General features: G+C 66.0%; 23 protein-coding genes. 3 read left to right on the top strand and 20 right to left on the bottom strand.

The genetic code is table 11. From position 1 onward, the window contains the following. Window positions 1-327: 327 nt before the first annotated feature. The 6 genes from rpsO to truB form a co-directional block, all read right to left on the bottom strand. Entirely contained in the window at window positions 328-597 is a 270-nt protein-coding gene (gene rpsO, locus N2K99_RS05650; RefSeq protein ID WP_227913993.1) for a 30S ribosomal protein S15, read from the bottom strand. Between the two features lie 132 nt (window positions 598-729). After that, window positions 730-1,713 carry a bifunctional riboflavin kinase/FAD synthetase gene (locus N2K99_RS05645; protein ID WP_227934569.1) on the bottom strand — a complete coding sequence of 328 codons (984 nt, stop codon included), beginning with the start codon at window positions 1,711-1,713 and terminating at the stop codon, window positions 730-732. Between the two features lie 106 nt (window positions 1,714-1,819). Then, window positions 1,820-2,497 (bottom strand): DUF4345 domain-containing protein, encoded by a 678-nt coding sequence (locus N2K99_RS05640; protein ID WP_227924484.1) that lies wholly within the window; start codon window positions 2,495-2,497, stop codon window positions 1,820-1,822. Window positions 2,498-2,580: 83 nt separating this feature from the next. Beyond that, entirely contained in the window at window positions 2,581-3,030 is a 450-nt protein-coding gene (locus tag N2K99_RS05635) for a hypothetical protein (protein ID WP_227924483.1), read from the bottom strand. Continuing rightward, the gene (locus N2K99_RS05630; RefSeq protein WP_227924482.1) at window positions 3,027-3,395 is read right to left on the bottom strand and encodes a hypothetical protein; all 369 of its coding nucleotides are present in this window, start codon (window positions 3,393-3,395) and stop codon (window positions 3,027-3,029) included. Before N2K99_RS05630 ends, N2K99_RS05635 begins: the two co-directional genes overlap by 4 nt. Then, on the bottom strand, window positions 3,396-4,304 hold the full coding sequence (gene truB / locus N2K99_RS05625) for a tRNA pseudouridine(55) synthase TruB (protein ID WP_227924481.1): 909 nt from the start codon (window positions 4,302-4,304) through the stop codon (window positions 3,396-3,398). A gap of 76 nt (window positions 4,305-4,380) precedes the next feature. Between truB and N2K99_RS05620 the strand changes: the two genes are divergently transcribed. Next, window positions 4,381-5,526 (top strand): pyridoxal phosphate-dependent aminotransferase, encoded by a 1,146-nt coding sequence (locus tag N2K99_RS05620; protein ID WP_227934568.1) that lies wholly within the window; start codon window positions 4,381-4,383, stop codon window positions 5,524-5,526. Between the two features lie 91 nt (window positions 5,527-5,617). Here the strand turns inward: N2K99_RS05620 and rbfA are convergent, their stop codons facing one another. The 5 genes from rbfA to rimP form a co-directional block, all read right to left on the bottom strand. Continuing rightward, window positions 5,618-6,091 carry a 30S ribosome-binding factor RbfA gene (gene rbfA, locus N2K99_RS05615; protein WP_227924479.1) on the bottom strand — a complete coding sequence of 158 codons (474 nt, stop codon included), beginning with the start codon at window positions 6,089-6,091 and terminating at the stop codon, window positions 5,618-5,620. A gap of 74 nt (window positions 6,092-6,165) precedes the next feature. Continuing rightward, the gene (gene infB / locus N2K99_RS05610) at window positions 6,166-9,069 is read right to left on the bottom strand and encodes a translation initiation factor IF-2 (protein ID WP_260554877.1); all 2,904 of its coding nucleotides are present in this window, start codon (window positions 9,067-9,069) and stop codon (window positions 6,166-6,168) included. Between the two features lie 132 nt (window positions 9,070-9,201). Continuing rightward, window positions 9,202-9,597, bottom strand: coding sequence for a YlxR family protein (locus N2K99_RS05605; protein ID WP_227924581.1), 396 nt, complete (start codon window positions 9,595-9,597; stop codon window positions 9,202-9,204). 48 nt (window positions 9,598-9,645) lie between these two features. Next, window positions 9,646-10,617, bottom strand: a complete 972-nt coding sequence (gene nusA, locus N2K99_RS05600) for a transcription termination factor NusA (RefSeq protein WP_227924477.1) — start codon at window positions 10,615-10,617, stop codon at window positions 9,646-9,648. Further along, window positions 10,618-11,244, bottom strand: coding sequence for a ribosome maturation factor RimP (gene rimP / locus N2K99_RS05595; protein WP_374200079.1), 627 nt, complete (start codon window positions 11,242-11,244; stop codon window positions 10,618-10,620). 86 nt (window positions 11,245-11,330) lie between these two features. On the opposite strand from rimP, the gene N2K99_RS05590 reads away from it, so the two are divergent. Then, entirely contained in the window at window positions 11,331-12,551 is a 1,221-nt protein-coding gene (locus tag N2K99_RS05590; protein ID WP_227934565.1) for a DUF4439 domain-containing protein, read from the top strand. A 77-nt stretch (window positions 12,552-12,628) separates the two neighbouring features. After that, window positions 12,629-13,615, top strand: a complete 987-nt coding sequence (locus N2K99_RS05585) for an aminoglycoside phosphotransferase family protein (RefSeq protein ID WP_227934564.1) — start codon at window positions 12,629-12,631, stop codon at window positions 13,613-13,615. Here N2K99_RS05585 and N2K99_RS05580 read toward each other — a convergent pair. The 9 genes from N2K99_RS05580 to N2K99_RS05540 form a co-directional block, all read right to left on the bottom strand. Further along, entirely contained in the window at window positions 13,612-14,409 is a 798-nt protein-coding gene (locus tag N2K99_RS05580; RefSeq protein ID WP_227924473.1) for a TSUP family transporter, read from the bottom strand. The two genes, N2K99_RS05585 and N2K99_RS05580, sit on opposite strands and share 4 nt — an antisense overlap. A gap of 6 nt (window positions 14,410-14,415) precedes the next feature. Continuing rightward, window positions 14,416-16,215, bottom strand: coding sequence for a proline--tRNA ligase (locus N2K99_RS05575; RefSeq protein ID WP_227924472.1), 1,800 nt, complete (start codon window positions 16,213-16,215; stop codon window positions 14,416-14,418). A gap of 171 nt (window positions 16,216-16,386) precedes the next feature. Beyond that, complete coding sequence (locus tag N2K99_RS05570; RefSeq protein WP_227934559.1) at window positions 16,387-16,905, bottom strand: hypothetical protein; 519 nt, start codon at window positions 16,903-16,905, stop codon at window positions 16,387-16,389. Window positions 16,906-16,978: 73 nt separating this feature from the next. After that, window positions 16,979-17,812, bottom strand: coding sequence for a hypothetical protein (locus N2K99_RS05565; RefSeq protein WP_227934558.1), 834 nt, complete (start codon window positions 17,810-17,812; stop codon window positions 16,979-16,981). A gap of 186 nt (window positions 17,813-17,998) precedes the next feature. After that, window positions 17,999-18,883: a GNAT family N-acetyltransferase gene (locus N2K99_RS05560; protein ID WP_308036467.1), complete on the bottom strand. Its 885-nt coding sequence runs from the start codon at window positions 18,881-18,883 to the stop codon at window positions 17,999-18,001. Then, window positions 18,858-20,024, bottom strand: coding sequence for a flavodoxin-dependent (E)-4-hydroxy-3-methylbut-2-enyl-diphosphate synthase (gene ispG / locus N2K99_RS05555; RefSeq protein WP_227924460.1), 1,167 nt, complete (start codon window positions 20,022-20,024; stop codon window positions 18,858-18,860). Before ispG ends, N2K99_RS05560 begins: the two co-directional genes overlap by 26 nt. Window positions 20,025-20,164: 140 nt before the next feature. Beyond that, the gene (locus tag N2K99_RS05550) at window positions 20,165-20,455 is read right to left on the bottom strand and encodes a YciI family protein (protein WP_227924459.1); all 291 of its coding nucleotides are present in this window, start codon (window positions 20,453-20,455) and stop codon (window positions 20,165-20,167) included. Window positions 20,456-20,513: 58 nt separating this feature from the next. Then, complete coding sequence (locus tag N2K99_RS05545; RefSeq protein ID WP_227924458.1) at window positions 20,514-20,867, bottom strand: hypothetical protein; 354 nt, start codon at window positions 20,865-20,867, stop codon at window positions 20,514-20,516. Next, window positions 20,864-21,493 (bottom strand): helix-turn-helix domain-containing protein, encoded by a 630-nt coding sequence (locus N2K99_RS05540; RefSeq protein ID WP_227924457.1) that lies wholly within the window; start codon window positions 21,491-21,493, stop codon window positions 20,864-20,866. The genes N2K99_RS05545 and N2K99_RS05540 overlap by 4 nt, the downstream gene beginning before the upstream one ends. Between the last annotated feature and the right edge of the window lie 906 nt (window positions 21,494-22,399).

The raw sequence follows: 22,399 nt of genomic DNA, 5'->3' as shown, positions 1-22,399 counted from the left end.
TCTTTCCGTGCGGCACGGGCAGCACGTTCAACACCCGGTCTTCGATCGAGGTCCTCGGGCAGATACTCCCGGAGACCACTACCGAGGACCGCGAATGCTGCGATGCTGGCTGACTCCTGTGATGTTTGCTGTGCTTCTTTACTGCTGTGCTTCTTTACTGCTGTGCTTCTTTACTGCTGTGCTTCTTTACTGCATAACTACCTTCGCCGGTCCCCTTCGAGGGAGACCGAAATCAGACAGGTGCGCTTCCGGCTTTCCCGGTGTCCATGCCTGCCTGCGCAAAAGGCGGCTCCCCGTGCAGTGCACAGGTGCCGCCTTCCACAAAGACTATCGACGCAGGCCGAGACGCTCAATGAGCGCACGGTAGCGGGCGATGTCGGTCTCGCGCAGGTAGGTAAGCATGCGACGACGACGACCAACCAGGGCCATCAGGCCGCGGCGGGTGTGGTGGTCATGCTTGTGGGTCTTCAGGTGCTCGGTCAGGTCGAGGATGCGCCGTGAAAGCACAGCAACCTGAACTTCGGGGGAACCGGTGTCCCCTTCAGCGCGAGCGAATTCCCGAATGATTTCCTGCTTGACGGCGGGATCGAGTGCCAATGTAACTCCTAGAGTTGTGCCGTGAGGCCCGAGTCAGCACTTCGCTGCCGGGAATCTTTCTGTCCTGGGGCGCCAGCCCCGGAACATAAAGAAATTCAGCCGCCACGGACCGCAGCCGAATTTGAAACCAGTTTACCTGCCCGTGCCGCTTTCTGTCGAAAGGACCTCGCGGGTGCGTTCGACGTCGAGGCGCATCTGGGCGACCAGCGCGTCCGGGCCGGTGTACGCCACCATGCCCCGGAGCCGGTCCACGAATTCCACCACAACGTGCTGGCCGTAGAGGTTGAAGTCCTCGACCTCTTCGGCCGGGCGGTCGATGACATGGGCTTCCACCTGGCGGCTCACACCTTCGAAGGTGGGATTGGATCCCACCGACACGGCGGCGGGCCACCGGACGCCGGCCTCGTCCACCAGCCACCCGGCGTAGATGCCGTCGGCGGGGATAAGACCTGAGGATTCCGGGGCGAGGTTGGCGGTGGGGAAACCCAGTTCGCGGCCGCGTGCCGCCCCGTGCACCACTTCGCCGCGCATCCGGTGGGTGCGTCCCAGCAGGCGGGCGGCGGTGCGGACATCGCCTTCCCGCAGTGCCTCGCGGATCCAGGTGGAGGAACAGCGCCGGCCGGAGTCCGGGCCGTCGGGCAGGGCGCCGAAATCCTCCACCGCTTCCACGTCGAACCCGAGCTCGCGGCCGAGTCCGCGCATGGTGTCCAGGTCTCCTGCATTGCCCCGTCCGAAGCGGACGTCGTGGCCGATGACGACCGTCTTGACGTGGAGCGCCTCAACCAGGACCGTGCGGACAAATTCCTCGGCGGTCAGGGAAGCCAGATCCAGCGTGTAATGCATCATCAGCAGGCCGTCCAGCCCGGTATCCGCCAGCGCCTGCACCCGATCCACGAGGCCCATGATCAGTTCCGGTGCGCTCTCGGGCCGGTGCACCTGCGCCGGATGGGGATCAAAGGAGATGGCCACGGCGGCGGCATCCTGGGCGCGGGCCACCTTGACCAGGCGGTTGAGCACATGCTGGTGGCCCAGATGCACCCCGTCGAAGTTGCCGATGGTGATTACTGTCGGACCAATATCGGCGGGTATTTCCGCCAGGTCATTCCAGTAGTACACACAGGCTCCTTAACAGCATTTTCCAGCGCCGGTCGAACGGCTGGTCCAGGTTTCCGGGCGGCTTTCGCCGCGCCGGGACCTATCCATTATGTCCGATCTGCGCCGCTTACCGGGAACCGCCCGCAATCCCGGTATCTCCTCCGGCCTGCTGGCTGTATTCGCGGCGCAGGTCGGAGGTCTTGGCAATGAACCGGTGCCAGACCAGCAGTGCCGGCGGGAAGGCCAGCTCAACGATCATCAACACAATGAAGGTGAAGTGCGGTGTTCCGGAGAAGGCCCAGGAAAGCACCCGGCCGATGCCGCCCAGGAACACCATCAGGCAGACGAGCCAGAGCATGTTCGCCCACTGGAATTTCACGGCAATGGCCACGAACGCCGCACCCACTCCCACCATCATGGCGGCGAAGAACCGGTACTGGCTCTCCAGGGTCGGATCGACCTCTCCCCCGGAGCTGTCCGGCAGGCCGGCCGTGCCGGTGATGAGGTTATAGAGGCCGAAACCGGCCACCAGAATGCCCACCCCGATGACGACGGCGCGGAAGACGCCCCAGTCGTCACTGCTCTTGTAGGGCTTGGCCGCCCTGGGCTGCTTTCCCGCCCTGCCGGGCTTGCCGGTGGACGGCTTGCCGGACCGCTCACGGCGGGTCGAGGCGTCAGACGCGGGCACGCCCGGTGTTGATGTCCCCGGCGTCGATGCCCCCGGCGCCTTTGGTGCCTGGTTTCCCGGCCCGTCCGTGCCCATGGGGCTGTTCCTGTCGCCCGGTGTCGGCGCTGCGTTGCTCATGACTCCCCTTTGACGGAGTTGGAACTGAAGTTGTTCCTGCCATCGTCTCACGCACTCGCGCGAAACAGGTAAGCATACTTATTTCATCGGCGCGCGTCTGCGCGGTGCCGGTAAAGCCACCACAACCCGATTATCGGCAGGATCAACGGCACATACCCGTAACCGCTGCCGAAGCCGGACCAGACGGTGTCCTCGGGCAGTGCGGCGGGATCAATCAGGCCGAAAACGCCGACAGCCAGCACACCGACCATTTCCACTCCCACGGCCGCCACGGAGATCCGGTAGGCGGTGGCGCCGGAGCGGGCCAGGCCGACGGTCGCCACGATGTAGACCACGGCTGCAAAAGCGGACAGCAGGTAGGCCAGCGGCGCATGCTCGAACTTGGTGAGGATCTGGAAGGCAGCGCGGGCCGACGCCGCCAGCGCGAAAATCGCGTAAACGGCTACCAGCAGGCGGCCGGGGCCTGCGTTGCGGGCCGCCGGAGCGGACCTGTCCGCCGACTCGGCGTCGTCGGGATTTATGCTGCGGTTCATAGAAGTGTTGCTCCGTCCCAGATCTGTTCCATCCGGAACAGCATGACAAATACGGTGATTCCCACGGCGGAAAGCACGATGTTGCTCCAGCGGCTGCGGTCCAGGAGCGACCACCAGACCGCACCGACCGGGATGACCAGCGCGGTCAGCAGGTAGCCCCAGAACTCCCAGGCTTCGCCGGCGATCCCCTCCCCTCCGGCGAGGCGGATCAGCGAGGCGGCGCCGTAGACCAGCAGGAAGAGCTCGACGGCGGCCGCGGACAGGATGGTGAGGTCGTTCGGTCCCTGCTTGAGGACGGCGGCACCGATGCACAGCACCACGGACACCAGGCAGACGAGGGAACCGACTAGGAACAGCGGGTCCATTTACGCCTTCTCGTTTCCGGGTGTGAAGACCAGCAGTGCCTTCGCCTGCTCGCCCTTGTCCTCGAGCAGTCCCACCACCCGGCCGTCCGGATCAATGGCTGCAACCGGTCCCGGCTGTCCGGTGCCGGTGGCGGTGATCCGGCGGCCGTGCGAAAGGTCCTCGGCTTCGGCCGCGGACAGGCTGCGAACCGGGAAGAGGTCCGCGGCGGCGTCGTCGAGGTCCAGGACCCGCAGGTCCTCGGCCAGTTCCTCGAGGGTGGAGGCCTGCTCCAGGCTGAACGGTCCCACGCACGTGCGGCGCAGCGCGGTCAGGTGCCCGCCGACGCCGAGCGCGGCACCGAGGTCACGGGCCAGGGCGCGGATGTAGGTGCCGGAGGAGCAGTCAACGGTGACGTCAACGTCGCGCAGCCGCCCGCCGTTTTCGCGCCGGATGGCGTGGACCTCGAACCGGGAGACGGTAACCGGCCGCGCGGGCAGGTTCACTTCGCCGCCGGCACGGACCTTCGCGTAGGAACGTTCGCCGTTGACCTTGATCGCGCTGACGCTGCTGGGGACCTGCTGGATGTCGCCGGTCAGGTTCGCCACCGCAGCCCGGATTTCCTCGTCCGTTACGGCGGCGGCAATGGTTTCGGCCGTGACTTCACCCTCGGCGTCGTCCGTGACGGTCGACTGGCCGAGCCGGATGGTGGCTTCGTAGGTCTTGGTGGTGCCGACAATGTACGTCAGCAGGCGCGTGGCCTTGTTGATGCCGACCACCAGCACGCCGGTGGCCATCGGGTCCAGGGTGCCTGCGTGTCCGACCTTCCGGGTGCCTGCCAGCCTCCGCAGGCGTCCGACCACGTCATGGCTCGTCCATCCCTGCGGCTTGTCCACAATAATCAGTCCTGAACGGACCTGCCCTGAATTCACGCCTTTCAGTATATGTTGCGGCGCGCGGCGTCCGTTCCGCACCGCTGCCGTCCGCAGGCGGCGATAGCATTCGGATATGGCACAGCTCTCACCGCACGTCCGGAAAGTCCCGGCAAACCAGATCCGCCAAATCACCCAGGCCGCCTGGGCGAAGCCGGATGCGATTGTCCTGAGCATCGGCGAGCCCGGTTTCCCCACCCCGGGGCATATCCTCGACGCCGCCCGGGCCACGCTGGACCGGGACGAAACCGGTTACACCCCCAATGCGGGCATCGCTCCCCTGCGCTCCGCCTTCGCGCGGCATGCGGGTGCGGCCTGCGGCAAAGAGATCAGCCCTGAGCGGGTCTTCGTTACGTCGGGGGCGCAGCAGGGCCTGCATTTGGCCATGAGCCTGCTCCTGGACGCCGGAGACGAGATCCTGGTGCCGAACCCGGGATATCCGACGTTCGCGATGACGGCCGAGCTCCTGCACGCGGTGCCGGTGGAGTACCCCCTGTATCCGGAGCATGGGTTCCAGCCGAGGATCGAAGACATCGAAGCCCTGCTGACGCCGCGTACGCGGGTGCTGCTGCTGAATTCCCCGTCCAATCCGCTGGGGGCCGTGTTCAGCGGGGAACTGACCCGTGCGCTGGTGGAGCTGGCGCGGCGGCACGACCTGTGGATTCTTTCGGACGAGTGTTACGAGGCCTTCACGTTCGATGTGCCCCATGTGAGTCCCCTGGCGTTCGACGGCGACGCCGGGGAACGCGTGATCAGTTCGCTCACCTTGTCCAAGACCTACGGCCTGACCGGCCTGCGCATCGGTGCGCTGGTGCTGCCCGAAGGGCTGGAACCGGTCCTCAGCACGGTCATGGAGTCCATCGTGTCCTGCGTGGCCTCTCCCTCGCAGTATGCGGCCCTGGCCGCACTCACCGGGCCGCAGGACTACGTAGACATGGCCTCCGCGCATTACCGGGCTAACCGGGATGCTGCCTGCTCCGTCCTGGCCGGTAAGGGAATCCGGTATCTCGAGGCCCGCGGCGCGTTCTACCTCTGGGCGGATGTCTCCCATGCGACGGGAGGAAACGTCCGGGACTGGACTCTCCGCTTTCTGGAGGAGGACGGCGTCGCCGTTGCGCCGGGCACTGCGTTCGGATCCATCGGTGAGGGCTGGATCAGGATTGCGCTGTGCGGGGACCGCGAGGAGCTGCTGGAAGGCGTGAGCCGGCTCCCGGCGCCCTGAGCCTGCGTGAAGTTGAGGCTGCCCGTGCCGGGGCAGCAAAAAGGGAGCGGCTCCGTAAAACGGAACCGCTCCCTTTTCGACGGTCTAGGACCTACTTCGCGTCCGAGTCGACCGGAGCATCGGATTCGAGGTCTTCGTCGAAGTCCTCTTCGTCCTTGCGGTACGGATCGGCGTCGCCTGCGTAGCTGGCACCTTCCTTGAGCGCTGCCAGTTCGGCATCGCGCTGCTTGGCTGCCCGGATCAGTTCCTCGAGGTGACCGGCGTTGACCGGGATCTCGTCGGGAACGAATTCAAGCGTTGGTGTCAGGCGGACAGTGATGTTCTTGCCCACCTCGGCGCGCAGGATTCCGCGTGCGGATTCCAGGGCTGCCTTGGTATCTGCCTGCTGCTCTTCGTCGCCGAAGACCGTGTAGTACAAAGTGGCGTGCTGCAGGTCATTGGTGACCCGTGCATCGGTGATGGTCACGAATCCCAGCCGGGGATCCTTGATCCGCCGCTCAAGCGCCTGGGCAACTACTACCTTGATACGGTCAGCGAGTTTCGCAGCGCGTGCTGGATCTGCCATTACCTCTCCTTACTAAGACTGGAAAACAAAGTACCCGCAGGCCGCCGGGAGACCCGGCGGCCTGCGGCCACAGATTAGACGCGCGGCTTCTCGCGCATCTCGAAGGTCTCGATGATGTCGCCCTGGTTGACATCGTTGAACGAGCCCAGGCCGATACCACACTCGAAGTCCGTGCGGACCTCGGTGGCGTCGTCCTTGAACCGCTTGAGCGATTCAACGGTGAGGTTGTCACCGATGACCTTGCCGTCGCGGGTGACCCGCGCCTTGGCGTTGCGCCGGATGACACCGGAGCGGACGATCGAGCCGGCAATGTTTCCGAACTTGGAGGAACGGAAGACTTCGCGGACCTCGGCGGTGCCGAGCTGGACCTCTTCGTACTCGGGCTTGAGCATGCCCTTCAGTGCAAGCTCAATGTCATCAATTGCTGCGTAGATGACGGAGTAGAAGCGCATGTCGACGCCTTCGCGCTCTGCCAGGTCGGCAACGCGCTCGGCCGGCTTGACGTTGAAGCCGATGATGACGGCGTTGTCCACCGTCGCCAGGTTGACGTCGTTCTGCGTGATGGCACCGACGCCGCGGTGGATGACGCGCAGCTGCTCGCCTTCGCCGACGTCGATCTTGAGCAGCGAGTCTTCCAGGGCTTCGACTGCACCGGAAACGTCACCCTTGAGGATGAGGTTGAGGGTGTCGACCTTTCCGTCAGCAACGGCCTGGTCGAAGTCCTCGAGGCTGATGCGCTTGCGGCGCTTGGCCAGTGCGGCGTTGCGGTCCGCAGCCTCACGCTTTTCAGCGATCTGGCGGGCAGTGCGCTCGTCGTCGGTAACGAAGAACGTGTCGCCGGCGCGGGGAACGTTGGACAGGCCGAGCACCTGGACCGGACGCGAGGGCCCGGCTTCGGTGACGTTGTCGCCATTCTCGTCGAACATGGCACGGACACGGCCGTGGGCCGTACCCGCCACGATGGTGTCGCCGACCTTCAGCGTTCCGGACTGGACCAGCACAGTTGCTACTGCACCGCGGCCCTTGTCCAGGTTGGCTTCGATCGCGATACCGCGGGCGTCCTTGTTCGGGTTGGCGCGCATGTCCAAGGCAGCATCTGCGGTAAGCAGAACGGCCTCGAGCAGGGCGTCGATGTTGAGGTTCTGGCGGGCAGAGACCTCCACGAACATGGTGTCGCCACCGTATTCTTCAGGAACCAGTCCGTATTCGGTCAGCTGGCCGCGGACCTTCTCCGGGTTGGCGCCTTCCTTGTCGATCTTGTTCACTGCGACCACGATCGGCACGTTGGCTGCCTGTGCGTGGTTGAGTGCTTCCACCGTCTGCGGCATAACGCCGTCGTCGGCTGCAACAACCAGGACCGCAATGTCGGTGACCTTGGCACCACGGGCACGCATGGCGGTAAACGCCTCGTGGCCCGGAGTATCAATGAAGGTGACGGCCCGCTCGATGCCCTCGTGATCGAAGGCGATCTGGTAGGCACCGATGTGCTGGGTGATACCGCCGTGTTCGCCTTCCACAACGTTCGAGTTGCGGATGGCGTCCAGCAGGCGGGTCTTACCGTGGTCAACGTGACCCATGACGGTGACTACCGGAGGACGTGCCTCAAGCTGGTCGTCGCCTTCGGCTTCCAGTTCTGCCTCGAAGTCGATGTCGAACGTGCTCAGCAGTTCGCGCTCTTCGTCTTCGGGCGAGACAACCTGGATCTTGTAGCCCAGCTCCGTACCCAGTACACCGAACGTCTCTTCGTCCAGGGACTGCGTGGCCGTTGCCATTTCACCGAGGTGGAACAGTACGGTCACCAGTGCTGCGGGGTTGGCCTCAATCTTGTCGGCGAAGTCCGTGATGGACGCGCCGCGGCGCAGCCGGACAACAGTGTTGCCGTCGCCGCGGGGTACCGAAACGCCACCCAGCGACGGAGCAGACATCTGCTCCAGTTCCTGCCGCTTCGCGCGCTTCGACTTGCGCTGCTTGCCGCGGCCTGCGCCGCCCTTGCCGAAAGCACCGGCAGTGCCGCCGCGTCCGCGGCCGCCCTTACCGAAGCCGCCGCCAACCGGGGCGCCGCCGCCGCCGGTACCCGGGGCTCCGCCCGGTCCGCGGCGCGGTCCTGCTGCGCCCGGACGTCCCGGAGCTGCCGGACGTTCAGTGCGGTTGGGCATCATGCCCGGTGTGGGGCGTGCGCCGCCGGCGCCTGCTCCTGCCGGACGGGGAGTGCCCGGACGCGGTGCGCCGGGACGGGGAGCGCCGGGGCGCGGAGCACCCGGACGCGGTGCGCCGGGACGGGGTCCACCTGCACCGGCTGCGGGACGGGGGCCTGCGGCACCCGGCGTACCGGGACGTTCGGCCTCATCGCGGCGTCCACCCGGACGCGGCATGCCCTGCGAGGTAGCGAAGGGGTTGTTGCCCGGACGCGGTGCGCCGGCACCCCGTTCGCCGTCGCCGCGGCCACGCGGACGCGGCATGCCCTGGGAAGGTGCAAACGGGTTGTTGCCGGGGCGGGGTCCGCCACCGCCCGGGCGCGGTGCGCCGGGACGAGGTGCCGAAGAGGCGGATGCCTTGGCGGCGTCTTCCTTGCCGGCTTCGGGTGCAGCGGGTTCCGCGGCCGGAGCCGGTGCTGCCGGTGCCTCGGCTGCGGGTGCAGCCGGCGCTGCCGGTGCCGGAGCGGCCTCAGCGGGAGCTGCCGGCGCCTCAGCGGCGGGCTGCTCTGCTGCGGGAGCTGCCGGGGCAGGCTTCGCGGAGCCGGGCTTGGGGGACGGGGCCGAAGGCTTGGACGCGGAAGCGTCAGCCTTGGCGGGGGCTGCCGGGGAAGCAGCCTTGTTTTCAGACGCCGGGAAGGCGCCTCGAAGTTTCTTGACTACCGGGGCCTCAATAGTTGATGAGGCGGAACGGACGAATTCGCCCAGTTCCTGCAGTTTTGCAACTGCATCCTTCGAGGTAATGCCGAGCTCTTTAGCAAGCTCGTGTACGCGGACCTTGGCCACATTTCTCCTGTCTCGGTCCGCACCGAGGCAGGTACGAACCGTCTATTTACTGCGGGCTTCCACTGCAGTTGCAGCGGGGCCCATCACAGAGCACAACAAAGTACTCATCGCTGGGTACTCATCGGGTTTCCATCAGATTTCTGACCCGCTTTCAGGTTGGACGGTTTTGAGTCCGTTCCCGGTCGGAACGTCCTCAAGGGCCTTGAACCAACGTTCAACGTCCGATATTTCCACGGAACCCCTAAAGGCCCGCGGAAAGCCCGAACGTTTCACTGCCAATCTCAGGCATGCCGTGTCGGGGTGCAACCAGGCACCCCTTCCAGGCATTCGGTGGTCCTCATCGACACGGACGGCGTTGCCGCCTTCCATGCTGACACGGACCAACCGCAGCAGAACAGCTTGGTCATCCTTTTTCCTGCACCCTATGCACGTTCGCAACGGAACGTGCCTGGATACCCGATTTCCCGCGGCAGCGCCGGAAGCGGCTGCCGATGAATGGGACGCGGAGGGTGACCCGGCCTTATACATTCTAGCGCCTTTCTTGTCCGGCGCTGCATCCGCTTCCGGCACCGGAGCCTAGGAGGCCTTCGCGTCGGAAACGATATCGATCCGCCAGCCGGTCAGCTTGGCCGCGAGGCGGGCATTCTGGCCTTCCTTGCCGATCGCCAGGGAGAGCTGGTAGTCGGGAACCACGACGCGTGCGGACCTCAGGTCCTCGTCCGTGATGGTCACGGAGTTCACGCGCGACGGCGAGAGGGAGTTGGCGATGAACGTCGCCGGATCCTCGCTGAAGTCGACAATGTCGATCTTCTCGTCATGCAGTTCGTTCATGACCGCACGCACACGGGAGCCCATCTCGCCGATGCAGGCACCCTTGGCATTGATGCCCGGGACATTGGCCTTGACGGCAATCTTGGAACGGTGTCCTGCTTCGCGTGCCAGTGCCACGATTTCCACGCTGCCGTCGGCGATTTCCGGAACTTCCAGTTCGAAAAGCTTGCGGACCAGGCCGGGGTGGGAGCGGGAGAGCGTGATGGACGGACCCTTGAAGCCGCGGCGCACGTCCACAACGAACGCGCGCAGGCGGGAACCGTGGAGGTACTTCTCCCCCGGAACCTGCTCGGGCGGGGGCAGCAGTGCCTCCACCGAGCCGAGGTTCACCTGGATCATGTGCGGGTTGTTGCCCTGCTGGATCTGGCCGGAGACCAGTTCGCCTTCACGGCCCTTGAACTCGCCCAGGATGTTGTCGTCCTCGACATCGCGCAGCCGCTGCAGGATGATCTGCCGGGCCGTGCTGGCGGCGATCCGACCGAAGCCGGCCGGGGTGTCGTCGAACTCCCCCACCGTGGATCCGTCGTCGTCGAGCTCAGCAGCCCAGATGGTTACGTGACCGGTCTTCCGGTCCAGTTCCGCCCGTGCCTGCTCCTGGGCGCCGTTGGTCTTGTGGTAGGCAACCAGCAGAGCCTGCTCAATGGTCGGCACCAGCAGATCCAGGGGGATCTCCCGTTCGCGTTCCAGCAGCCTCAGCGCACTCATATCTATTTCCATCTAGGCCTCCTCAGCTGTGGTTTCATCATCCGGGGCGTCCTCGCCGGCCGGGTCGTCTTCAAGGTGGGCGAATTCGACTTCAACGCGCCCCTTGCGGATGTCGGCGAATGCCAGGCGGACCGGGTCCCCCTGTTTGGCCTTCATCCCTTTCTTGACCGGAAGTTCCGGTATCAACGTAATGCCGTCGTCTTCGACGGAGACGATCCGCCCCATCACGTCGTCTCCGCGCTCAACGGAAACGGACACCATCCGGCCTGCGTTGCGGCGCCAGTGGCGCGGCTCGGTGAGGGGACGGGAAACCCCGGGGGACGAAACCTCGAGGTTGTAGGGGCGTCCGTCATCGCCCGGATCGTTGTCCATGGCTTCGGAAATCACTTGGGCTGCGGACGAAATCCTGTCCAGGCTGACGCCTCCGGGCTGGTCCTCGGGAAGGTCCACGATGACGTGGACAGTGCGGTGGGCACCTGCCAGCTTGATCTCGATGTCCTCGAGGAACAAATCCTGCATCTCTACCGTGGGGGCCAGATAATTCTTGAGCCGCTGCGTCTCCGCGGCTACTTCTGCACGCATCGCATTCCTGCGGTAATCCGACGACGTGTCTTTTTTGGGGTTGGGCCGAACCGCCATAGCTGCCTCCCACTAGATGTTGTTGTAGTCCTAGACTACCGACATTCCTGTGTCCTTGAGGCATCGATGCAGATGAGAGCGCGTTCGTGACATCATCGACTGTTGTGGATGCGCCCTTGGAAAACCCCGGCCCCGAGCCCGCGCCTGCCCGCTGGCCACGCCGTTTGGGTGCCGGTGCGCGGCGTCTTGTGTTGTTCCTCGCACTGGGAGCGGTGATCCTCAGCCTCGGCCTGGTCGCCGGTACCGGGGACGCAACGGAGCGCAGCCGTTCCTTTTCGCAAATTGCCCTGGCCGAGGCCCGGAACAGCGCGCGGGCCCTTTCCGCCGAGGCGGGGGTGCTGGCCGCTGAAGGGAAAAATCCCGAAGCAGTCGAACTCCTGGCTCAGGCCGAGGGACTGCGCAGTCAGGCTGCCCTGCTGACCAGCACCGGACGGGAACCGGCAGCTGCCCGGCACACTTTCGTGGAACCGCTCGATGTTTCCGGCACTGCCGGAAAGGGCCGGGCAGGCTCCCCCGGAGCTCCCGAGGCACCGGATGCCAAGGACCTCGAGCCCTATGTGCGGGCGCTGGCGGCGTCGGCAAAGGCCAACCTGCAGGCCGCGTGGCGGGCGGACGCCGGCACGGCGCGCCTGCTTGCGGCGACCGGTGCCGCCCAGCAGGTCTGGGCCGCTCGTGCCGCGGGCCTTTACGGCCTGACCTTGCCGGAGACCAACGGCCCGCGCACCGGAGATCCGGTGGCCGCAAGCGACGCGACCGACGAGCCGGCAAAGGAAAAGAAGTTGTCGAACTGTCCGGATGCCGGCGCCGGAGGAAAGGCCGTGGAAACGGCAGCGGGAACTCCATCCGGAGGTGCCTCAGCCGGTTCCGCGGCCCCCGATGCAGCCGCTGCCCTGAAGGCTGCCATTGACGCGGAATTCGGTGCCGCCTATGCCTATGAGGTCGCCCTGGCGCAGGATCCTTCCGCAGTAACCCTCGGCGAGCAGTGGCAGACGCGCATGTCCGCACACGAATCCCGTGGCACGGACGCGGTGGCCTATCTGCCCGATCTGTGCCGGCCGGCGGTTGCTCCGGTGGCCGCCTACCGCCTGGATGCGGGTTTCCTGCGCAACCCCGCCGGCGCACTGCCCGCACTGGAACAGCAGTTCCCGGCGGTCTACGCTGACCTCGTGGCATTGAGCGAAGGAGACCTCCGAGGCTGGGCGATCGGCCGGCTCGCCGCCGTCTCAGCGGAACTGTATCTGCAGGCGGATACCGTCCCCGCAACGCCCGGCCTGGACGCCGTCCCGGAGGATCTGCCGTGGAACTGATCCTTCGGCACGCACTCCCCCGTTCCGGCGGCCGCCACCCCGCCGCAACCGTAGCTGCAACCTGCTAGGAGAACTGCATGGCACCCGCCGTCGTCGTACCTGAGGCCCTGCGCCGACGCTACCTGGGCACCCGGGACGGCCGTACCTGGCTGGCGGACCTGCCCGGACTGGTGGAGACCAGCCTGGCCGCTTTCCGGCTCGTTCCGGATCCGCCCGGGGCCGCACCCTGGCACGGGCACGGAGCACTGGTGCTGCCCGTGCGTTCCACCGACGGCAGCCCCGCTGTGTTGAAGTTCCCGTTTCCGCATCCGGAAGCAGCCACCGAGACGGCTGCCCTGGCCCTGTGGGACGGCAGAGGGGCCGTACGGCTGCTGGACCGGGACGCGGCCGGAACCTGCCTGGTCCTGGAACGCCTCGACCCTGACCGCACACTGCTGTCCGTGGACATGGACACTGCCGTGCGGGTCTGGGGTGCGCTCGTGCGCCGGCTGAGCCTGCCGGAATCCGATTCACCCCACTGGGCCGCTGTCCCCTCCCTCGCCCAGCACGCCGAGCAGCTCTCGGACGAGCTGCCCGCGGAGTGGGACGCCCTGGGGCGTCCGTTTGAACGCTGGCTGCTGGAGGCCGCGCTGGAGGTCTGCCAGACCCGCGGCGCGGTGGGAAGGCGGTCCGGCCGGGACGTCCTGGTCCACGCGGACCTGCACTATGCCAACGTCCTGGCCCGTCCCGGACAATCCGGTGACTACGCCGCCATCGACCCGCAGGCGGTCTTCGGCGAGGCCGAGTACGCCGTGGCTCCGATGCTGTGGAACCGCCTGCATGATCTGGATGCCTCGGCACCGGAGGAGGCGCTGCTGGCACGGCTGGACGGGCTGTGCACCGCCGCGGGCCTGGACCGGGACGCGGCCCTGGACTGGAGCGTCCTGCGTGAGGTGACCAATGCTCTGGATTACGTGCGCGAAGGCCAGCACGGGGACGCCCAGCGGTCCGTCTGGGTGGCATCGGCACTGACCGGCCGGCGGCATCCGGGCATTCCGCCGGTGCAGGAGCTGCCGGCCGCCTAGGCGCGGATGTTCTCCACCCAGACGTCGTGGCCAAGCTTGACGATCAGGGCGGCAACGACCACCAGGAAAACTATCCGGATGAATTTGCTGCCCTGCTTTACCGCCATCCGGGCACCGAGATAGCCGCCGATCATATTCGCGAAGCCGAGCACCAGGCCCAGCCCCCAGAGCAGCGATCCGTTCGGAAGGAAAAATGCCAGGGCCCCGAGGTTGGTCGCCATGTTCACGATCTTGGCCTTGGCGCTGGCGGCGAGGAAGTTGTACCCGAGCAGGGTGACCATGGCAATGATCAGGAAGGAACCGGTCCCCGGGCCGATCAGTCCGTCGTAGAAGCCGATCACCAGGCCGATACCGGCGGCGGTGCCGTAGTGGCGGCGCCCGGTGTGGCGCAGTTTCGTCAGCTCGCCGACGGTGGGCTTGGTTGCAGTGAACACCGCGACCGCCACAAGCGCCACCACGATGATGGGTTTGAAGACCGACGACGGGAGCGAGGCGGCCAGGATGGCCCCGCCGAAGCTCCCGGCCAAGGCGATGCCCGCCATCGGCAGCGCCGTCCGCAGGTCCGGATGGGCTCGCCGATAATAGGTCACGGCACTGGTGGTAGTGCCGAAAATGGAGCCCATCTTATTGGTGGCCAAGGCCTGGACCGGGCTGATCCCCGGTACGAGGAGGAGCGCGGGAAGCTGGATCAGCCCGCCGCCGCCCACCACTGCATCCACCCAGCCGGCGGCCAGGCCTGCCACCACCACAAGAGCGATGGTGGCAAGCGTGACCTCCTCGAGACCGGAGACCACGAAGGGCTACTGCGCTGCGGCGCGGCGCACGTACTCCACCGCTTCAGCAACAGGAACGTTTTCGGCGTTCCCGGTGGCACGGTCCTTGATTTCCACAACGCCGTCCGCCAGCCCGCGCCCGACCACCAGGATGGTCGGGACGCCGATGAGTTCCGCGTCGCCGAACTTCACGCCCGGGGACACCTTGGGACGGTCGTCATAGATGACTTCCAGTCCCGCAGCCTCGAGCTCTTCGGACAGCTGGGCGGCGGCGTCGAAAATCTCGGAGCCGCGGCCCGTGGCCACCACGTGTACATCGGCCGGTGCCACCGCGCGGGGCCAGATGATCCCCTTGTCGTCGTGGTGGGATTCGGCAAGGGCAGCGACGGCGCGGGTCACGCCGACGCCGTAGGAACCCATGGTGACCGTGGCCAGCTTGCCGTTGCGGTCCAGGACCTTCAGGCCCAGGGCATCGGCGTACTTGCGGCCGAGCTGGAAGATGTGGCCCATTTCGATGCCGCGGGCTGCTTCGAGCGGGCCGGAGCCGTCCGGAGCCTCGTCGCCTTCGCGGACCTCAACGGCCTCAATGGTGCCGTCCCAGGTGAAATCGCGCCCTGCGACCAGGCCGATGACGTGCTTGCCGGACTCGTTGGCGCCGGTGATCCAGCTGGTGCCGGTGACCACGCGGGGATCCACGAGGTACAGCAGGCCGGTGGCGGATTCGGTGCCCAGGACAGGCTCGTCGGTGCTCAGGCCCGGGCCGATGTACCCCTTGACCAGACCCGGGTGCTTCTTGAGGTCTTCGTCCGTGGCGGCGTCGACGGCCAGCTCGCCGCCCATTCCTACGTGGGAGCTGATGTTGGCTTCAATGCGCTTGAGGTCGACGGCGCGGTCGCCCGGAACGCCGACAACCACAATGCGGCGTTCCCCGGTGGGCAGGGTGACGGCCAGGACCACGTTCTTCAGGGTGTCCGCAGCAGACCATTCGCCTGCTTCGCACGGGAACCGGGCGTTGACGTCGTTCACGAGGGTTTCAATGGTGGGGGTGTCGGGAGTGTCCACCACGCGGGCTGCCGGCGCGCCGGTGTAATCGATGTCCGCGGGAACCACGGTGGTGACGGCTTCGACGTTGGCAGCGTAGCCGCCGGCCGAGCGCACGTAGGTGTCTTCACCCACGGCCATCGGGTGCAGGAACTCCTCGCTCTTGGACCCGCCCATGGCACCGGAGACAGCCGAAACGACGACGATTTCCAAGCCCAGGCGCTCGAAGATGCGCAGGTAGGCCTCGCGGTGCGCCTGGTAGCTGGCGTCCAGCCCTTCGTCATCCATGTCGAAGGAGTAGGAGTCCTTCATGATGAACTCGCGGCCGCGGAGCAGGCCGGCGCGCGGCCGTGCCTCGTCGCGGTACTTGGTCTGGATCTGGAACAGGGACACCGGGAGGTCCTTGTAGGAGTTGTAGAGGTCCTTGACCAGGAGGGTGAACATTTCCTCATGGGTCGGTGCCAGCAGGTAGTCGGCACCCTTGCGGTCCTGCAGGCGGAACAGGTTCTCGCCGTATTCCGTCCAGCGGTTGGAGGTTTCGTACGGCTCACGCGGCAGCAGCGCCGGGAAGTGCACTTCCTGGGCGCCGATGGCGGCCATTTCCTCACGGATGATGTTCTCCACCTTGCCCAGCACCCGCAGGCCCAGCGGCAGCCAGGAGTAGATGCCCGGCGCGGCCCGGCGGATGTAGCCGGCACGGACCAGGAGCCGGTGGCTGGCGACGTCGGCGTCGGCCGGGTCTTCGCGCAGGGTGCGCAGGAAAAGGGTGGAAAGTCGAAGGACCACGCTGGGAATCCGTTTCTGCAGCCAGTCGGCTGCATCTGCTCAAGAATGTATGCCCTACTAATCTAACGCGCCCGGCTGTCGATACCTGACAGGCGTACGACGACGGCGGGGCCGGACCTGCAGTGCAGGTCCGGCCCCGCCGGAATCGTGTCACGCGGGGTGAAGCGCCGGCTACTTCTTTTCCAGCTCGGCGTACACCGCGTTGATGATCTCCTCGGCCTCGGCTACGGAAGCCTCGGGATCGGAAGCATTCACGAACCGGGCTGCGATATTCGTGGTGCCGCTGGCGGCTGCAACCTGGGTGATGCCTTCCTCGATGGTTCCGTTGGTCGTGATCGAGTGGAAGGCCTGGGTGGTATCCGCGTCAGTCGACGCGTCAATGCCTTCATTGACCACCGTCGCCTGTCCTCCCGGACCTTCCATGGTGTACTGGGCGCATTCGCCCAACAGCTTGTCGTTGTCCACGACCTGCTTCTCCAGGACGGCCGGGTCCGAGTGGCTGACGACTGTCAGTGAATCGGTCTCGTTGAGCAGCAGGATTGCAATATAGGCGTTGTCCAGCACCTTGTTGATGTTCGTCGAGGCCAGCACGTCACAGGCTGCCGGCGCGATGGTGATGCCTTCCAGGGGATCGACGGCGCTCATCATGTCCGGACGCACCGTCTCATCGTTGCCGATTGCTGCCGACATTGGTGCCATGGCTTCCGGATAGGAAGTCCACTGAGAATCCTAACCACGTGATCCCGCTCACCCTAAATCGGCGCTAGCCCTCCACACGGTCCAATACCTCTTCGAGGATCCGAGCAACGTAGCGAATGCTGTCCTGGGGGTCGGCCTCGTGGAGGGTGATCTGGACTGAACTCGTGCCGGACCAAGCAGTCAGTACCACCGAGGTCTGCGCGACGCCGTCGATGCTCTGGCGGGTGACGTATGCCTGCGACGCGTCGCCGACGGTAGGCATGTCAAGCGCTTCACCAGCCAGGGAAACTGTCCGCCCGTTGGCGGTCAGGCTGTACTCGGGGCAGGACGCGAACTGCCGCTTACTCATCTTGGATTCTTCCGCAACGGCCTCCTCACTGGACCAGCTGATGACGGAGATGGTGTCCGGCATGCCCGGGGCGTTGCCCTCGATAGCCAAGGCACCCATACTGGCCTCGCGGAGAGCCTTAGTCGGATCTATGCCTTCGGTCGGGTTGCAGGGGCTGTACTCGACACCCTTCAGGGCCTCCACGCCCTGGGCCGTGTTCTGCTTCAGCTGTGCCTCTTCCAGCACAGTGCCGCCGATGTCCAGATCGGTGTTCACCTCGCTCAGGACGGCGGCCAGCTCCGCGCCGCTGAGTGCACCCGCACCGGTTCCAGCGGCACCCTTGGTCGTGGCGGACGGGGACGGCTTCGCTGATTTGGCTGACTTCGCGGGCTTCGACGGCGACGGCTTCCCGCTTTCGGTGGCGGCTCCGCCGTCCCGGGCAGCAGGCTCATCGCCTCCTCCACAGCCGGTGAGGACCAAGGCCAGCACCAGACCCGCACCTGCGGCTCCTGCCCGCCGGGATCCGGCCCGGAATGCGGATCTTGTTGTTTTTGTGGTGAAAGCAGCCATCTTGTTGATCCCCCAACGTCGTTGTCGGCGGACAGGGTGCCTGGCCGCGCCTGCACCTCGGGACGGGGCTGCGGGGGTGCCGCCAGGCGCACTGCACCTGCTCCCCCGTGCCGAGTGCGTGCCGAGTGCGTGCCCCAGAGCCTACGGCATTCCGGACACTGCGCCGACCAGACCGGGCAGGGCAGGCTAGAACAGGATGGTCGCGAAGGTACCCACCTGATTGAAGCCGACGGCCTCATACGTGGCACGGGCCGGAGCGTTATAGGAGTTCACGTACAGGCTGACAACCGGGGCAACGTCCAGGGCGGCGCCAACGACGGCGGACATGTAGGACCGGCTCAGCCCCTGTCCCCGGTATTCCGGATTCATCCAGACACCCTGTACCTGCACGGCCTGACTGGAGACCGTACCGAGCTCGGCCTTGAACACCACCCGGCCGGCGGCGTCGAAGTCCACCAGCGACTGACGCCGTTCGATCAGGCCCTTGACCCGCTGCCGATAGTGCCGGTCTCCGTTGGAGACCGGCGAGTAGCCTACTTCTTCCTCGAACATCGCCGTGCAGGCGGGCAGGAGCACATCGAGCTCTTCAAGGCGGGCGGGACGCAGTCCCGGCGCCGCAACGACGGCGGAGGGCTCGGCAATCTGCAGGAGCGGCTGCTCCGGACGGACGTCGAACGGTTGCGGGGAAACGTTCCGGAGTTCGGACCAGAGGGAGAGCACCGCCTCTGAGGGACCGAAAATGGACGAGAACCGGTTCCGCGACTTGGCCAGATACTGTCCGACCTCGGGGCCGGTATCGGCATCGAGACCAACTGGCACCACATTGACACCGGACCAGCACGCACCGATCAGCGTGCCGCCGTCGAACACTCCCACAATCCGTCCACCCGCCGAGGTGGGTGCTGCCGTCCGGGCCGTCTCCAAGTGGGAAAGCATGAAGATGTTGGCGACCGGGTCAGCGGCGGCCAGATCCCACAGTGCAACAGTGTCGTCGTCGCGCAGGATCCGCAGCGCCGCACTCGAGGAGGCGCTGCGGATATCGGACTTAGCTGACGGTAACCATGGGGCCACCCGTCCCAGCATCCTCGCCATCGGGTTCTCCCATATCTTCTGCGATCCTCATCGCTTCTTCGATGAGGGTCTCCACAATCTGGTCTTCGGGGACGGTCTTGATGACTTCACCCTTGACAAAGATCTGGCCCTTGCCGTTACCGGAGGCTACACCCAGGTCCGCTTCGCGCGCTTCACCGGGTCCATTTACTACGCAGCCCATCACGGCAACACGCAGCGGGATGGTCATGCCTTCGAGGCCTGCGGTGACCTGCTCGGCCAGCGTGTAGACGTCCACCTGGGCGCGGCCGCAGGACGGGCAGGAGACGATTTCGAGCTTGCGGGGCCGCAGGTTGAGCGACTGCAGGATCTGGTTTCCGACCTTAATCTCCTCCACGGGAGGAGCGGAGAGGGAAACGCGGATGGTGTCGCCGATGCCCTTGGACAGCAACGCACCGAAAGCGGTGGCGGACTTGATGGTGCCCTGGAAAGCGGGACCGGCTTCGGTCACGCCCAGGTGCAGCGGCCAGTCGCCGCGTTCGGCCAGCAGCTCGTAGGCGCGCACCATGATCACAGGGTCATTGTGCTTCACGGAGATCTTGAAGTCGTGGAAGTCGTGTTCCTCGAAGAGGGATGCTTCCCAGACGGCGGATTCAACCAGCGCCTCCGGCGTTGCCTTGCCGTACTTGGCCAGCAGCCGCGGGTCGAGGGACCCGGCGTTGACGCCGATGCGGATGGAGACGCCCGCGTCCTTCGCGGCATTGGCGATCTGCTTGACCTGGTCGTCAAACTTTCGGATGTTTCCGGGGTTCACACGTACCGCCGCGCAGCCGGCGTCGATCGCTGCGAAGACATACTTCGGCTGGAAGTGGATGTCAGCGATCACGGGGATCTGGGACTTCTTCGCAATGATCGGCAGCGCGGCCGCATCATCGGCGCTGGGGCAGGCAACGCGGACGATATCGCAGCCGGACGCCGTCAGTTCGGCGATCTGCTGCAGGGTCGCGTTGATGTCCGTGGTGGGGGTGGTGGTCATGGACTGAACGCTGATCGGCGAGTCCGAGCCGACTCCAACGGAGCCCACTTTGATCTGGCGGGTCTTGCGGCGGGGCGCAAGCGTGGGCGGCGGTGCAGCTGGCATTCCAAGGTTGACCGAGGTCAAAACGTCCTCCATGTGCCGAAACGGCAGGTATTAGGCTGTGAAGCGCGCGCTATTCAAACGCGCACTTCCTATTATCACCCCGCCCCGGACAGAGACTGCTGGGGGCGGGCGAATATCACTGTGGGCTTAGAACGCCAGGGCTACGCGAGGTCGGAGAACGCGCCGAGGGCAGGTTTCCAGGCAGTGGTCTTCATGCCGGAAATAGCGCCGACAACGGCGAACGGATCCTGCTTCAGCAGGGCAAGCAGGCCGGTTTCGTCCTCTGCAACAACCAAAAGCAGCGCTCCGGCGCCGTCCACGAACGCGCCCGCAGACAGGACATGTCCCTCATCCACAAGCTGCTGCAGCCACTGGCGGTGTGCAGGACGGTGCTGGTCGCGGAGTTCGGCCGAATCGGCGTCGTAGACATACTCAACTGCAAAAATACTCATGTCCTCAAGCCTACGGGATGCCCGGACTGCTGCAGTAAGGCGGTCCGGGCTCCCTTGATTAGAGCAGGAGCAGCCGGATGGGAACGGCTACCGCCACCGCCCACAGCATCGAGGCCAGGGTGCCGATGATGAAGCGCTCTGCCGCCGCCGGGGTCTCCTTGAGCTCGGCGTACCGTCCGAGTCCCTTGACTGCGACGACGTAGGCGATCGCCACCGGCTCGTCGGCAAGGACCGCTGCGGCCACCGCGAGGCGTTCCAGCACGCCGATCGCCAGCCCGCCGCGGAGGATGGCAGCCGGTGGCGGAGGCGGCGGGTTCTGGACCGCGCTGGCCAGGCGCAGCACGCCGGCGGTCACGGGCCAGCCGAGCAGCGCGGCGGCCAGGAGTCCGGTCACGACCCACACAATCGTCATTTATCCGTCCTTCGTTGAGCTGATCCCGTTCCGCCGGCGAGGTCATCGGCACGCTCCAGCAATACTGCCGCTGCGGGCCGTGCAGCCCATTCCTCCTGCCAGCCGCCCCGCCTAGCCGCCTTGCTCACCGCTTGGGAACTGATGCCGAGCTTACGGGCAGCAGCAGTCTGCGAACCCCATTTGCCGGGGTCCACGTGCTGCAGGATCCGCCATTCCGCGTCCGTGCGTTCGGCGATCAGGCGGCCGAGCAGGACCAGGACCGCCTCCGCCTCGGGAGCACCCGGCGATCCCTCCACCGCGACGGGCGGCCGGTCACCGCTTTTCTTGGCCCGGTCTACCGCCCGACGGGCTGCCACGAAAGCCGGTCCTCCAGCTTCGCGGGGACTGGGCGGCAGGGGTTCAAGGACCCCTCCGACGCCGACACCCACGTACCAGTCACCGTCCCGCAGGACCCGGAGAACGGCGTCGGTAGCGGTCTGGGCCGAGTCGCAGACGCCTTGGATTTCATCGCCTACCGACCGTTCGAAGGCCAGCAGCATCGGCAGGTCTGCGAGGGCAGCCAGGAGCTGCGGCACCTTGTCGCCGCTGCCTTGACTGTTGCGCTGGTCGATCGTGAGGACGAACATGTTGCAACCGTAAGCGTATGTAAATCAGATTGCAACCGTTTACGGGTTCATTCTCATTTGCAACTGGGGCTGGGCTGCGGTGGCCCAACCTGGCGGACACAGCGTCCCACCGGGTGGTGATGCTGTGGCGGATGTGTCCCCAGGAGTACTCACCCGTCCCAGACCGTGGGACCCTCTGCGGTTCCCCTGCCTGAGTGCATCTCCCCCCGGACACAGGGTCCCACCCGGTGGTGCTGCTGTGGCGGATGTGCCCCCAGGAGCGCTCACCCGTCCCCGACCGTGGGACCCTCTGCGGTTCCCCTGCCTGAGTGCATCTCCCCCGGACACAGCGTCCCACCGGATGGTACTGGTGTGACGGATGCGACCCCAGGAGTACTCACCCGTCACAGACCGTGGGACCCTCTGCGGTTCCCCCGCCTGAGTGCACCTCCCCCGGACACAGCGTCCCACCCGGTGGTGATGCTGTGGCGGATGTGACCCCAGGAGCACTCACCCGTCACAGACCGTGGGACCCTCTGCGGTTCCCCCGCCTGAGTGCACCTCCCCCGGACACAGCGTCCCACCCGGTGGTGATGCTGTGGCGGATGTGACCCCAGAAGCGCTCACCCGTCCCAGACCGTGGGACCCTCTGCGGGAGCCGGACCCGGGTTGGAAGCTCGAAGTCCTAGGCCGTAGGCACGTTCTGACTGGCCAGGCAGGACAGGAGGCGTTCCGGTTCACGACAGGACACCAGCACGGCGCCCTGCCCGCATTCGATCCGAGCTGACGGTCCGCCAACCAGGTAGCCTGTGGCATCCGGCAGGATCCGGAGCCCCATACCCTCCGCCAGCCCGGTGACCGGTCCTACTGAAGCCCGAGTGATGTCCCGATACGGAATCTCGGTAGCGAATACCACCGCCACCCGGA

The organism is Arthrobacter sp. zg-Y1110, assembly GCF_025244865.1.
Classification (GTDB): Bacteria; Actinomycetota; Actinomycetes; order Actinomycetales; family Micrococcaceae; genus Arthrobacter_B.
The sequence above is the reverse complement of the archived record's forward strand: the minus strand, read 5'-3'. Positions and strand labels throughout refer to the sequence as shown.